We start from the raw sequence: 13,497 nt of genomic DNA on the forward strand, positions 1-13,497 counted from the left end.
GGACCGCTCGTTCCACCCTGCGCGCCCACCGGGGAGTCCGGCAGACTGCCGAGGTGCACGAACTCCCGCCAGACGACCACGATCCTTCGAAGAACCAGCACCCGCCGGTGTGTGTCGTCTACCTCATCCGGTCCGGCCCGGACGGCGACGAGGTCCTCCTCGGGGAGAAGCGCCGTGGACTCGGCGCGGGCCGGGTCGTCGGACCCGGCGGGAAACGCGAGGCGGGAGAGACCGCGGTCGAGACCGCCGTCCGCGAGACGCGCGAGGAGATCGGCGTCACGATCGAGGCATCCGGACTGGAGGCACGGGGCACGATCGACTACCGGTTCCCGTTCCGCCCGTCCTGGAGTCAGCTGTCCGACGTGTTCGTCGCCAGGCGGTGGGTCGGGGACCCGATGGGGAGCGATGAACTCGTCCCGCGGTGGATCCCGGTCGACGAGGTTCCCTACGAGTCGATGTGGGACGACGCCCGCTACTGGCTGCCGGCTGTGCTCCGAGGCGGCCGCGTCGATGCCCGGTTCACCTTCGCCGAGGACTGCGCCACCGTGGCGGGCTTCTCCGGATCGGGCGTCGAGCGTCCGCAGTCCTGACCAGGGACGGCTCAGCGCGCGGAGTGCCTGTGGCGATCGCGTTCCGGCCGGTCCGAGCCACTCCGGACCAGACGCATCTCACGCGTCGAGAGGGGCGCGTTCTCGAGTCCGTCCGGGCCACCCCAGATCGTGTCGCCGGACATCCGGTCGTCCTGGAAGCCGGGATCGCGGTCCTCGTCCTCGCGCTGGCCAGGGCGGATCGCAGAAAGTGTTCCCGTCGCGGTCGACTCCAGCCCGTGGCGCGACAGCTCCTCGTCGCGCTGCTTGCCGAGGAACTCGCGGTTCGCCGCCTGCGCGTCGTTGAACATCGTCGTGCGGCCGGTGACGATCGAGCGGATCCGACGGCGCTCCCACCACATCTTGCCGAGGATCATCATGACGACCCCCGCGGCCATGTAGCAGGCCATCGTGACGAGACCCCGGCCGTACCCGGGCCCGACCCCGTAGATCGCGTGCTTGATCATGTCGACCATGCTCGAGCCGACCACGACGTGGTTCAGCCAGGCGAAGGGCTCCGGCATGAACCACTTCGGGTACGCGCCACCGGACGACGGCATCGAGAGGAACACGAAGCAGATCATCGCCGGCGCCGCGATGAACCGCCCGGCGAAGTAGCTCAGCCCGTTCACGGTGAGACCGATCGCGACGATCCACCCCCACGAGATGAGGACCAGGGGCAGGAAGTGCCCGTGGATCGCGCCGACGACGGGTCCCGCGAGGGTGTTCGTGATGAGCGAGATGATGAGACCGCCCGCGACGATGACCGTGACGCGCGTGCGGTGGCGGAGCGGGCCGCCCATGATGCCGATGAACATCGCGACCATGTAGCCGCCGATGCACCACGCGAGCATGACGTACATCGACACGGTGCCGTACTCGTCGTACGCCGGCAGGGGCGCGAGTTCGGTCACGGTCGGAGCGGCCCCGCCGCCGCCTTCGATGATGCTGGAGAGCGTGGCGGGGACGAGGCTCGCCACCTGGAACTGGTGTGCGCTTGCCTTCCAGATGGTGTTCGTCGCCGGGTCGAACGCCACCGCGACGGTGCCGTTCAGGACGTCGCGCTTGGCCTGGGCGATCGAGTCGTACGTGTGCATGAGGTACTCGCCGGGCAGCGCCTTGTCGAGTGCTGCCGACAGCGTCGGGTCTCCGCCGATGACGGCGAGGGGGACGTCGTGCGGGTGCGGCGCGTGGAACGCGAAGACGTAGCAGAGGCAGAAGCCCACGATGAAGAAGAGCGGCATCCAGAGTTGCAGCCCGATGAGCTGGAGCGACGGGTGCAGCGTCGAGTACCAGCGGCGGTAGCGGTTCACGTGCTGCGGCGGCGGGACGGGGACACCGCCGGGACGACGCGACCCCGCGAGCTTCGCGCCGCGCCTGGGCACCGAGGACCCGCGCTTCGACGGACGCGTTGCCTGCACCGACCGCGACGCCGTGGTCTTGGCTGCGGGCGACTCCGGCGACTCCGGCGACCCCGCGAGGTCGCCGTCCTTGACGTCGTTCCTGGTGGTGCTCACGCGGGCCGGGCCTCTTCTCTGCTGCGATCGATCGGATGCTCAGGATACGCCAGGGTCCTGCGGGTGGGGCGGTGTCGACGTCCGCGTTCAGCCAGCGGGTGCGGACGGATCTGCGGGGGTCGGAGTCGGGGTGGTCGGCGCGGTCGGGGGGATGTAGGGCGGGGTGATGGTGTGTCGTTGCGACCACCTGCTCGTGGTGAGCACCTTGTCGTCCCCCTCGGCGCACATCGTCCGCGCGAAGATCGTCGTTCCGTGGACGGTTGACACGAGCTCGACGAACAGGCCGCCCTCGACGGAACGGCTCCCCGGCCACCGCAGCTGCTGGCCGGGGGAGTCGCTTCCGGTCAGCGTCGGCGAGAGCGTCGGATCCCACCCCTCGGCGACCCACCGCTGGCGGATCGCCGCGAGGACGGATCGTCGCTGGTCCTTCGTCATCCCCGGCCCGTGGCGCGACAGCACCCACTGTGCGCCTCTGGGCCCGCACTCCTCCGCGGTGCTGTCGACGTTCTCCCAGTCGCCCCCGACGAGGTACTGGGTGTCGTCGAGGAGGGTGTCCAGGGACAGGAAGGCGCGCTTCGCTGGGTCCGAGTTCGTCGGTGTGATCGGGATGTCCTCTCGGGGTGCACCCGAGCCGCAGCCCGCGAGCGTCGCTGCGAGCAGTGCTCCCAGCGCCAGCGGTCGGAACAACCTCGTTGGTCGGGCCTCTCGGCCGTGCTCTGTCCGCATTCGTCGTCAGTCGGTCTCGGGAGCGGGATCACTCGCTGCGGGCATGGTGGGAGTTGGTGTGGTCGGTGCGCTCACTGGGAAGTAGGGCGGGGTCGATGTGTGTCGTTCCGACCACCTGCTCGCGTCCAGGGCATCGACGTCGCCCTCGGCGCACCTGGTCTGCGCGAAGATCGTCGTCGCGTGGACGGTCGACACGAGCTCGACGAACAGCCCGCCCTCGACCGAGAGACGTGCCGGGTACCGCAGCTGCAATCCGGGAGAGTCGCTTCCGAGCAGCGTCCGGGTGAGCGTCGGGGTCCACCCTTCCTCGATCCACCGCTGCCGGACTGCGTCGAGGACGCTCCTCCGCTCGTCGTCGGTCATCCCACGGCCGAATCGTGAGAGGCCCCACCGCGCGCCGGCCTGCGAGCACTCGGTCGCGACGTCGTCGTCGTTCAGCCAGTCGCCGCCGATGACGTCCTGGGTGTCCTCGAGGATCGCGTTGAGGGACAGGAACGCTTCCTTGGCAGCGGATGAACTGGTCGGGTGCATGGACGGATCCTCGGTGGTGGCGGATGCGGTGCAGCCGGTGGCGGAGATGCCGATCAACAGCGAAGCGGCGAGGGCGAGCAGGGTACGGATGGAGTGCATGGGTCAGGGAATCGGCTTTCCGTCTGGGGTGTACCCGAGGCTCGTGTAGGCGGTGTTGCGGAGTGGTGCCGTGTCAGCATCGAGGTATCCGTGGTCCTCCGACGAAGTGCCGAACGTGGCGTCATGCGCCGTCGCACCCGGGTAGAGCACGCCCTCGATCACGGCGTCGTCGGAGGAGAACGTCCGAGCACCCCAGGCGGGCGTGCCGGGGTCGAGCGGATGGGGGACCCTGAAGTCCTGGATGGTCATGTGTCCGCTCGCCGATCCCCGATCGGCGAGCCGGTCCGGGACGTCGACGTCGATCGCGCCACGGCCGAGGTTCGCAGTGTGATCGGCCTTCGCCTGACTCGCCCAGACGTGGCTGGCGGGCACATCGATCGCGTGGACGTCCGGCAGGCTCGTGTCGATGCCGGCTGATGCGAGCAGGGTCAGGTTCGCGACGGGGGTGTGCTGGACGGCGAGCGTCGCTGTGGTCGTGCCGTAGGAGTGCGCGACCACAGAGAGGTTCTCGCCCCCGGACCAGTGCCGGGTGCCCGAGACGCCGCGGAGGAACGTCGCGAGGTGCTCTGCGCCCGTCTTCGCCTTGGCGGATGAGAGCACCTCCGTGAGGTCGGGTGCCGCCGCCGGGGTGTCGTACCCGATCCAGGCAACCGTGGCGACGTCGGGATCGGTGTGGACGGACAGAGCTGCTGCGCGCTGTGCACGAAGCAGGTTGGTCGTGGCTCCCGCCCAACCGACCATGCCTCCGGCGACCGTGGCGCCCATCCCGGGTATGGCGACCGTGATGTTCCGGGCCGTGTCCATGTTGCCGATCGCGACGGCGGCCAGCACCGGTCGGCCGAGCGTCAAGGACACGATCGTCCGGTGCGCTCGATTCGACCCGTGCTCGAGCGTGTCACTGAGCGCCTGCAATGCGGGTGCCATCGCAGAGAGCCGCGAATACTCCTCCGCCTCCGCAGCGGAGTGGGCATGCACCGCCAACGAGCGTCGGAGTTCCTCGTACCGACGAAGTCGAACGCGCACGCTGTGCTCGTTCGCGACCCCGCGATCGAAGTAGGCCACCCCGTCGAGGTTGCCGATGAACACCGACGCACCCAGCGCGAGCGCCTCCTGTTGCCCGGCATCGAGTGCGCCCCACCACGCCGACACGGTCCTGGTCGACGGCGGATCGGCCATGATGCTCGCCCATGCATCCGGATGCGTGCGTCGCCACCGAGCGATCGCGCCCCTGCCGTGCGACGCGAGTGCCGCCAGCAGGGGGAGCCGTGCGAGGGAGTCGAACCGCGCCACGGTCGCCCCGAAGTCGATCCGCCGCAGCAGGACCGGCACGGATGCGGCCCCCGGCAGCTGGAAGCCGTCGGACGCTTGGCCTCCGCCGGACGTGTGCGCTCGGAACGCCGCGGCGAGGTCGTCCTGAGCCGTTCGCCATCGTCGCCGCAACCGCCGGGCGTCGTCGAGGAGCTCCTCGTTCAGCACGGCGTACTCCGCGGGGACGGAGCCGTCCCCGATCGCTTCGCGCCGGATCCGCGTGTGCAGCTCCTCGATGTCGGCGAGAAGCCGCGACCGAGTCCGACGGACACCGCCGACGGCCTCCGCGAACGTCTCGAGTGCCGTCGCGACCGCGCCGCCGCCGTCGGCGAGGGCGCGGGTCGTCGTGGGCACGGTGTGCAGCGCCGACGGGAGCCGCTCGGTGACGCCGGGGGACCGCATCGCGACCCCGACGCCGCCCCAGGCGCTCGCCGCGTCACGACCGGCCTGCGCGGCCCGTGCCGTCGACGATCGCAGTCCGTCCGCCGCCGCACTGACGGTGTCGGCCACCGCCGCGACGGTCGGCAGGTCGGACGCCGCGACGAGCCGCTCCGCCACGAGCCGGTCAGCCACGCCGCACTGCCGATGATCGCTCCGACGCGGTGTCCGCCATCGCTTCGTCAGCCGTGATGAACGCCTGCATCGCCACGGACGTCGCGAGCAGCGCCTCGGACACGCGCCCGGCGGCTGCCATCGCGACGTCTCGCCGAGCGGCCACGAACGACCGAGCGGCTCCCGCACAGGTGGTCTGGCCGACTGCGTCCTGCACCTCGGTCAGCGCGAGGTCGACCTCGACCGCGGCATCCTGCAGGTCGCCTCCGGCGCTCGCCGTCCGTCGGACGACGTCCTCCACCGCGACGACGTCGATGCTCCACATCGCGCCCATGACACCCCCTGGGATCGGACTCAGCACGCGACCCGCTTCGCGTGCGGTGCCCAGTATTCCAGCAGGTGTATCTGATGTGTCAACCCGGAGGGACCGGGTGTGGAGAAGTCAGGAGCGCGAGCGCCCGGCCTGTGACGAGTCCATGGCGAGCTCCTCCGCATCGAGGGTCACGAGCACGCGCCGCATGACCTCCTCGTCGAGGTTCCCCTCCTCGCGCTGCTCGAGCACGACCTCGCGACGGCGGTCGAGCAGTTCCCGTCGGATCACCTGCACCTGCGCCGCGGTGAGGCGAGCAGGGCCCCTGGCGGCCTCGTCCTCCTCGTCCTCGGCTTCGCGCCGGAAGTCGTCGGCCTGCCGCTCGAGGCGGGTCCGGAGCCGACCGACGGACGCGGCCACCGCCTCCTCACCGAACTGCGACGCCCACGTCTCGTGGCGCTCGTCGATGAGCCGGAGCGCGGCGGAGGTGGTGCGGCGGGAGAGCGCCAGCTCGTCGGCGATGTCGCGCTCGCCCTCGAGTGGGTCGCGGACGTCCAGTCGCCGGATCACGGCGGGGAGCGTCAGGCCCTGGATGAGCAGGGTGCCGACCGTCACGACGAACGCGATGAGGAAGATGGTGTCCTGCGCCGGGATGTCGGTGGGGGAGTTGACGACCGAGACCGCCGCGGCGAGGGTCACCACGCCGCGCATGCCCGTCCACGAGACGACGGTCAGCTCGCGCCAGGACATGTACGGCTCTCGGGTGCCCCGCAGCCAGCGCAACCACTTCCGACGGCGGGTGATCCGGACGACCCTCGGACGGAGCCACCGCCCGTTGACCCGTCGGCGGTAGTACGACAGGAACACGAACACCGGCCGCACCAGGATGACGACGGCGAGCACCACGAAGGCGACACCGACGCTCTGCCAGAGGCTGCGGTCGCTCTCGATCGTGCTCTGGACGACGTCGCGGAGCTGCAGACCGATGAGCGCGAACACGAAGCCCTCGAGGATGACGTCGGCACTCGTCCACAGGGGGCGCTCCTGCAGCCGCGTCGCGTAGCTCCCCTTCGGCGAGTTGAAGCCGATGTAGAGGCCCGCCGTGACGACCGCGATGACGCCGGAGCCGGAGAGGTCCTCCGCGAGGATGTAGGCCACGAACGGGAGCAGGATGCTCATGATCGTCTCCACGATCGGGTCGTTGATCCGCATCTGGATCCAGTGCACGACGACGCCGAGCACGCCGCCCACGACGAGGCCCACACCGATGGCGAGCCCGAAGATGCCGAGGTCCTGCACCCAGGTGAGCCCCGCGCCGGCGATGATCAGCGTGAACACGCGCACGAGCGTCAGCGATGACGCGTCGTTGATGAGGCTCTCGCCGGACAGCACGTCCATCACGCGCCGGGGGAGCCCGAGCTTCCGGCCGATCGCCGCGGCGGAGACGGCGTCCGGCGGGGCGACCACCGCGCCGAGCAGGATCGCGGCCGGGAGCGACATGTCCGGGATGAGCGCGTACGCGACGAACCCGACGACGATCGCGGTGACGATCGGGAGCACGATGCCGAGCCGCCGGATCTGGCGCGCGGACTTCCGGAAGCTCTGCCAGGACACGTCGAGCGCGGCCGAGTACAGCAGCGGCGGCAGGACGATCTCGAGGATGACGTCGGAGTCGATCTCGGTGTGCGGGATGCCGGGGATGAACGACGCGGCGAGCGCGACCGCGGTCACGAGGAGCGGCGCGGGCAGGTTCTTCGCCCGGGCGAACCCGGTGATCGCCAGGGACACGACCAGCACGACGAGCAGTTCTGCGATGTCCATCCGGCAGTGGGTCCTCTCAGGTCGGATGTCCATCCTCGCAGAGCCGTGCGACGAGCAACGTCGCGGGTGAACGGACCGTGAACAGCGAGTTGCGCGTCCAGGTTGCCATCGAGCGGTTCACCTGGGAGACTCCTCCGCGGTGGATCTCACGCTCATAGTCGTCCTGGTCATCGCGTTGGCCCTCTTCTTCGACTTCACAAACGGTTTTCACGACACTGCCAACGCGATGGCGACCCCGATCGCAACCGGCGCCATGAAGCCGAAGGTCGCGGTGACTGTCGCTGCGGTGCTGAACCTCGTCGGAGCGTTCCTCAGCACAGAGGTCGCGACGTCGATCTCGCACGGGCTCATCAACGAGGGCGACGGCGGTGTCGCCATCACCCCCGCGATGATCTTCGCGGGCCTGATCGGTGCCGTGACCTGGAACATGATCACGTGGCTCCGCGGGCTCCCGTCGTCGTCGAGCCACGCACTGTTCGGCGGGCTCATCGGTGCCGCGATCGTCGGCGCGGGGTTCGGGTCGGTCAACTACGCCTCACTGCTCGCGGTGGTGATCATCCCCGCGTTCCTGTCGCCCGTGATCGCGGCACTCGTGTCGCTCCTGGCGACCCGCATCGCCTACCGCGTCACGAAGCGCCCGGTGTTCCCGAACGAACGTGGCGGGTTCCGCATCGGGCAGATCTTCACCTCGTCGATGGTCTCGCTGGCGCACGGGACGAACGACGCACAGAAGACCATGGGTGTCATCACCCTCACGCTCATCGCCGGCGGGTTCCAGTCGACGAACTCCGGGCCGCAGCTCTGGGTCGTCGTGGCCTGCGCCATGGCGATCGCGCTCGGCACCTACACCGGCGGCTGGCGCATCATCCGGACGCTCGGGTCCGGGCTCATCGACATCCGCGCGACACAGGGCTTCGCGGCCGAGGCCTCCACCGCCGCCACGATCCTCGCGTCGAGCCACCTCGGGTTCGCCCTCTCGACGACGCAGGTGTCGTCCGGGTCGATCATCGGTGCCGGTCTCGGCCGTCGTGGTTCGCGCATCCAGTGGTCGACCGCGGGCAAGATCGTCGTCGCCTGGTTCATCACGCTCCCCGCGGCGGCACTGGTCGGCGCCGCCGCATCGGCGATCGCCCTCATCGGGACGTCCGGGCTCGTCATCGACGCCGTGATCGCGGTCGTGGTGATCGGCGGGCTGTACGTCCTGTCACGGCGCAACCCGAACGAGCAGGCCGCCGCGATGGAGGTCGACGTCGCCGCGAACGCGATCCTCACACGCAAGCAGCGGCGGGACCTGCAGCGCCGGAAGCGTGCCGAGCAGGTCGCGACGCGCCGTGTCGCGCTGAGCCGCGAGAAGACGCTCCGCCGCATGGCGGCGCGGAAGGGCGGTCGGCGATGATCGACTGGAGTGCGTTCCTCCTGGTGGCGGTCGTCGCCGTCGTCTCCGCGTGCTTCGTGGTGTTCGTGTACTCCGTCGGACTCCGCCTCTGGAGCGCCGCCGATGCGATGGCCGGCAAGTACAGCATCCGCGCCGACGGCACGCTGGGCCCGTCGACGTCGGACATCCCCGGTGCGACGAGCTCCGTCGGCATGGTCCGACTCGTGCGGTCCGGAGCCATCGCGTGCTACGTCGTGTGCGCGCTCGTGGTGCTCTACGGCATCTACCTCATCGTCCCGCAGTTCCACTAGCCGACCCCGCCACGATCGCGCCGCACGCGGTGCGCACCGGTGCACCGTGCCTCCAGTCCGACAGGCGGGTGTCCGCGGACTGCCGGCCGACGACCGGACTGGAGGCGCGCCTCCGGTCCGGCTGGCAGCCCTCCGCCGGACACACGGCCGGTTATCGGACCGGACACACGGCCGGTGATCGGACCGGAGGCACGCCCCGCCCGACCGGAACCGGTAACGTCGGTCGCGCCGACAAGCGCACGAACGACGCGGGACGACGATGTCCCGCGAGACAGGAGCACCCCGTGGTGGACACCCGTACCGAGACCGACTCCCTGGGGCACCGCGAGGTCCCCGTCGACGCGTACTGGGGCGTCAACACCCTGCGGGCGCTCGAGAACTTCCCGATCACCTCGGTCCCGATCTCGGTCTACCCGGACCTCATCGAGGCCCTCGCGACCGTCAAGCAGGCCGCTGCCCGGGCGAACAAGGCGATCGGCGTCCTCGATGCCCGCCGCGCCGACGCCATCGACCAGGCCGCACAGGAGGTCAGGGACGGCGCACTCCGTGACCAGTTCGTCGTCGACGTCGTGCAGGGCGGCGCGGGGACGTCCACGAACATGAACACGAACGAGGTGCTCGCGAACCGGGCCCTCGAGATCCTCGGGCACCCGAAGGGCGACTACCAGGCTCTGCACCCGATCGACCACGTCAACCGGTCCCAGTCCACGAACGACACCTACCCGACGTCGATCAAGCTCGCGATGATCATCGGGACCCGTCGGCTCGCCGGTGCGCTCGACGAGCTGAGCGACGCGTTCGCGGAGCGGGGCCGTGCGTTCCAGAACGTCCTCAAGGTGGGACGGACGCAGCTGCAGGACGCCGTGCCGATGACGCTCGGGCAGGAGTTCACCGGCTTCGCGCACACCATCGCCGAGGACGCCGTGATGCTCCGGAAGGTGGTGCCGCTCCTCGCCGAGATGAACCTCGGGGCCACGGCGATCGGCACCGGCATCACGGCCGACCCGCAGTACCGGGCCGAGGTGCGGAACCAGCTCGCCGCGGCGTCCGGGATCGACGTCGTGACGGCACCCGACCTCATCGAGGCCACGAGTGACGCGGGCGTGTTCCTGACGCTCTCCGGCACGGTCAAGCGGAGTGCGGCGAAGCTCTCGAAGATCTGCAACGACCTCCGGCTCCTCGCGTCCGGACCGCAGGCCGGCCTCGGCGAGATCACCCTGCCGGCACGGCAGGCCGGGTCCTCGATCATGCCGGGCAAGGTGAATCCGGTGATCCCGGAGGTCGTCAACCAGATCGCGTTCGCGGTCGCCGGTGCGGACACGACCGTGACCATGGCTGCCGAGGGCGGGCAGCTGCAGCTCAACGCGTTCGAGCCGATCATCACGCACTCGATCCTGCAGAGCCTGCAGTGGATGGCGAACGGCTGTGCGACCCTCCGGGTGCACTGCGTCACCGGCATCGAGGCGAACGAGGCCAAGCTCGCGGCGCAGGTCGACACGAACGTCGGCATCGTCACCGCGCTGACCCCGTACATCGGCTACGCGGCAGCCGCGTCGATCGCGCACACCGCGCTGACGACGTCGACGCCGATCTCGACGCTCGTCCTCGCCGCGGGCCTGATGGACGAGGCGCAGGTGCACCGCGTGTTGTCCCCGGCGCGGCTGTCCGGGATCGAGCTCGCGACGGGTGCGATCCCCGTGGTCACCGAGGCGATGCTCGACGCCGCGGCCCGCGAGAAGGAGTAGGGGCCCGGCCCTCAGTCGGACGGCAGCGGCTGCTCGTCGGCACCGACGCGGACCTGCTTCGCGACGTCGCGGAGGTGCTGTTCGGCCTGCGCCACGTCCGGTTCGGGGTCCGGCAGCTCGGCGGCGGCCATCCGTACCTCGTGCGCGGCGGCGACGTCGGCGTCGTGCCACCGGGCGAGCGCGAAGTTCCGGCGGACGTCGCGGAGCGGGAGCCGGATGACCGTGTCCGCGTCGATGCCGGCGAGGAGCTGCCGGAGCCGGATGACCTCGGAGTCGAGCTCGCCGCCGACGACGAGCACGAAGTTCGAGATGTACAGGTAGACGAGCAGCAGGATCGCGCCGCCGAGCCAGCCGTAGGCCCGGTTCGTGGACCCGATCGTCTCGACGTAGAGCACGAAGCCGAACGTCGCGAGTGCCCAGGTGCCGATCGCGAACGCGGCACCGGCGGACACCCATCGGAGCTGCGGGGTCCTGACGTTCGGCGTCGCGTAGTAGAGCACCGCCACCATGACGACGAGGGTGACGAGGAGCACCGGCCACTTGCCGACGTTCCAGACGAGTGCGAACCAGCCGGGCCAGCGCATCTCGTCGATCACGGCCGCGGCCACGCCCGGTGTCCCGAGCAGGATGCCGATGGCGATGGCTCCACCGACCATGATGAGCATCGTGACGAGGAGCATCATGCTGCGGAACTTGAAGATCCGCCGGCCTTCCTCGACCTCGTAGGCGGTGTTGAGGGCCCGACCGAACGCGGTCACGTACCCGGACAGCGACCACAGCGTCAGGAGGAGGCCGACCGCGAACGCGAGCCACGGGTTGTCGAGCTGCGTGAGCTGCCGGAGCGGTGTCTCGAGGTGCTGCGCCGTCTCCGGCCGGATGATCACACCGACGAGCCGGACGATGTCGTCGATGGTGTCGCTGCCCCGGTCGAGGATCGAGACCGCGGACACCACCGCGAGTGCGGTGGGGAACACCGTCAGCGTGGCGAAGAACGTCAGTGCGGCTGCGGCGTCCACGACGCGGTGCCGGATGACCTGATGGGTCGTCCGGCGGACCACCGCGCGGAACCCCGCGCGCTGGAGGTCGCGGATCGGGGACTCCTGCACAGGTGCAAAGGTACCGGTTCAGAGACGGGAGGCGCGGTGCCGGGCCGCCCCGTCCCTCCGGTCCGGTGGGTGCGCGGACGGGAGGCGCGGTGCCGGGCCGCCCCGTCCCTCCCGTCCTGCGGGTGCGCGCCCGTCGACCAGCGCGGGTCAGCGCGCGGACGGGAACGCGGCGTCGTACCGGCGGAACGAGGGCACCGCACGCAGGACGAGCGCGACCAGCACGATGATCGCGATCCCGCCGACGATCGGCGGGACGGCGATGCCGATCGCGACGACGAGCCCGGCGTAGAGGTCGCCGACGCGCGGTCCGCCCGTCACGACGACCGTGAAGATCCCCTGGAGCCGTCCCCGCATGCCGTCGGGTGCGGCGGCCTGCAGGATGGTGCCGCGGAACACCGCGCTGACGTTGTCCGCACCCCCGGCGACGGCGAGGATCAGCGCGGCGAACCCGAGCGCCGGCAGGATCCCCGTCGTGAAGCTGTCGCCCGCGCGTCCGCCGAGCAGGTGCGCGAGCGCGATCACGATGCCGAAGACCCCGATCGCGGCACCGTAGACCGTGATCGCCCACCCGACCGCGGCGCCCTGCCGTCGCACACCCCCGAGCCGACCGGAGAAGACACTCGACGCGAGGGCACCGATCGCGTAGGCCGCGGTGAGCGCGCCGACGGTGATGGACCCGCCGCCGATCACGAGCGCACCGATCGCCGGGAACAGCACACGCGGCTGCCCGAAGGTCATCGCGATGATGTCGAGCACGAACGTCATGCCGATCGCCGGTGAGCTCCGGAGGAACTTCGCGCCCTCGACGAGGCTGCCGAGTCCGGGCTTCTGGACGGTGTGCTCCGGCGCCATCCGCGGGAGGGTGATGATGCCCATGAACGCGAAGCTGAACAGCACGACGTCGATCGTGTAGGTCGGGGCGAACCCGACCGCGGCGACGAGCACACCCGCGACCGCCGGGCCGACCGTGACCGCGAGGCCGGAGCCGATCCCGCTGAGGGCGCTCGCGGCGGGGAGCAGGTCCGTGCCGATGAGCCGCGGGATGATCGCCGACCGCGAGGCGCCGATGACCGTGCCGGCGACCGCGTTCACGGTCGCGAGGACGTACAGCAGCCCGACGCTGTCGAGTCCGAGCCACGCGTGCAGGGCGATGAGCGCGGTCGAGACCCAGGCCAGCACCGCCGAGATGAGCGCGACGCTCCGACGGTCGAACGCGTCCGCGAGCATGCCGCCGTAGAGCCCGGCGACGATCATCGGGACGAGGGCGATCACACCGACGAGCGACACCGCGAACGTCGAGGAGGTGATGTCGTACACCTCGAGCCCGACGGCGACCGAGGTCATCATCGTGCCGATGCCGGCCACGGAGCTGCCGATGAGGAGCCTGGCGAAGGCCGGCGACCGGCGCATCGGGGTGAGGTCGGCGAAGATGGATCGATGCGGGGCGGTGGTGCCGTCGTCGGCGGGAGGTGGTGTCACGGTGGAACCATTCTGTCGGACACCGACGAC

12 protein-coding genes are annotated in these 13,497 nt (G+C 70.4%); 4 read left to right on the forward strand and 8 right to left on the reverse strand.

What is annotated here, in order from left to right:
- Positions 1 to 53: 53 nt before the first annotated feature.
- Positions 54 to 590, forward strand: coding sequence for an 8-oxo-dGTP diphosphatase (locus ASF23_RS18565; RefSeq protein ID WP_162236754.1), 537 nt, complete (start codon positions 54 to 56; stop codon positions 588 to 590).
- 11 nt (positions 591 to 601) lie between these two features.
- On the opposite strand, the gene ASF23_RS10805 is transcribed toward ASF23_RS18565, so the two are convergent.
- The 6 genes from ASF23_RS10805 to ASF23_RS10830 form a co-directional block, all read right to left on the reverse strand.
- Positions 602 to 2,104, reverse strand: a complete 1,503-nt coding sequence (locus tag ASF23_RS10805) for an ABC transporter permease (RefSeq protein ID WP_055952870.1) — start codon at positions 2,102 to 2,104, stop codon at positions 602 to 604.
- An 87-nt stretch (positions 2,105 to 2,191) separates the two neighbouring features.
- Positions 2,192 to 2,791 (reverse strand): hypothetical protein, encoded by a 600-nt coding sequence (locus tag ASF23_RS10810; protein WP_055952873.1) that lies wholly within the window; start codon positions 2,789 to 2,791, stop codon positions 2,192 to 2,194.
- A 45-nt stretch (positions 2,792 to 2,836) separates the two neighbouring features.
- On the reverse strand, positions 2,837 to 3,460 hold the full coding sequence (locus tag ASF23_RS10815) for a hypothetical protein (protein ID WP_055952876.1): 624 nt from the start codon (positions 3,458 to 3,460) through the stop codon (positions 2,837 to 2,839).
- Positions 3,461 to 3,463: 3 nt separating this feature from the next.
- A complete protein-coding gene (locus ASF23_RS10820; protein ID WP_055952879.1) occupies positions 3,464 to 5,341 on the reverse strand; it encodes an alpha/beta hydrolase in 1,878 nt (625 codons plus the stop codon).
- On the reverse strand, positions 5,334 to 5,654 hold the full coding sequence (locus ASF23_RS10825) for a DUF6507 family protein (protein ID WP_055952882.1): 321 nt from the start codon (positions 5,652 to 5,654) through the stop codon (positions 5,334 to 5,336). Before ASF23_RS10825 ends, ASF23_RS10820 begins: the two co-directional genes overlap by 8 nt.
- Before the next feature lie 108 nt (positions 5,655 to 5,762).
- On the reverse strand, positions 5,763 to 7,451 hold the full coding sequence (locus ASF23_RS10830) for a cation:proton antiporter (protein ID WP_055952885.1): 1,689 nt from the start codon (positions 7,449 to 7,451) through the stop codon (positions 5,763 to 5,765).
- 139 nt (positions 7,452 to 7,590) lie between these two features.
- Between ASF23_RS10830 and ASF23_RS10835 the strand changes: the two genes are divergently transcribed.
- The 3 genes from ASF23_RS10835 (at position 7,591) to ASF23_RS10845 (ending at position 10,882) form a co-directional block, all read left to right on the forward strand.
- On the forward strand, positions 7,591 to 8,847 hold the full coding sequence (locus ASF23_RS10835; RefSeq protein ID WP_082474031.1) for an inorganic phosphate transporter: 1,257 nt from the start codon (positions 7,591 to 7,593) through the stop codon (positions 8,845 to 8,847).
- Positions 8,844 to 9,137: a hypothetical protein gene (locus ASF23_RS10840; protein ID WP_055952890.1), complete on the forward strand. Its 294-nt coding sequence runs from the start codon at positions 8,844 to 8,846 to the stop codon at positions 9,135 to 9,137. The genes ASF23_RS10835 and ASF23_RS10840 overlap by 4 nt, the downstream gene beginning before the upstream one ends.
- 284 nt (positions 9,138 to 9,421) lie before the next feature.
- Entirely contained in the window at positions 9,422 to 10,882 is a 1,461-nt protein-coding gene (locus ASF23_RS10845) for an aspartate ammonia-lyase (protein WP_055953312.1), read from the forward strand.
- Positions 10,883 to 10,893: 11 nt separating this feature from the next.
- On the opposite strand, the gene ASF23_RS10850 is transcribed toward ASF23_RS10845, so the two are convergent.
- Both ASF23_RS10850 and ASF23_RS10855 read right to left on the reverse strand, forming a co-directional pair.
- Positions 10,894 to 11,988, reverse strand: a complete 1,095-nt coding sequence (locus ASF23_RS10850; protein WP_055952893.1) for a YihY/virulence factor BrkB family protein — start codon at positions 11,986 to 11,988, stop codon at positions 10,894 to 10,896.
- A gap of 147 nt (positions 11,989 to 12,135) precedes the next feature.
- A complete protein-coding gene (locus ASF23_RS10855; protein WP_442855026.1) occupies positions 12,136 to 13,467 on the reverse strand; it encodes an MFS transporter in 1,332 nt (443 codons plus the stop codon).
- Between the last annotated feature and the right edge of the window lie 30 nt (positions 13,468 to 13,497).

The sequence above is a fragment of the Curtobacterium sp. Leaf261 genome (assembly GCF_001422205.1).
Lineage (GTDB): Bacteria > Actinomycetota > Actinomycetes > Actinomycetales > Microbacteriaceae > Curtobacterium.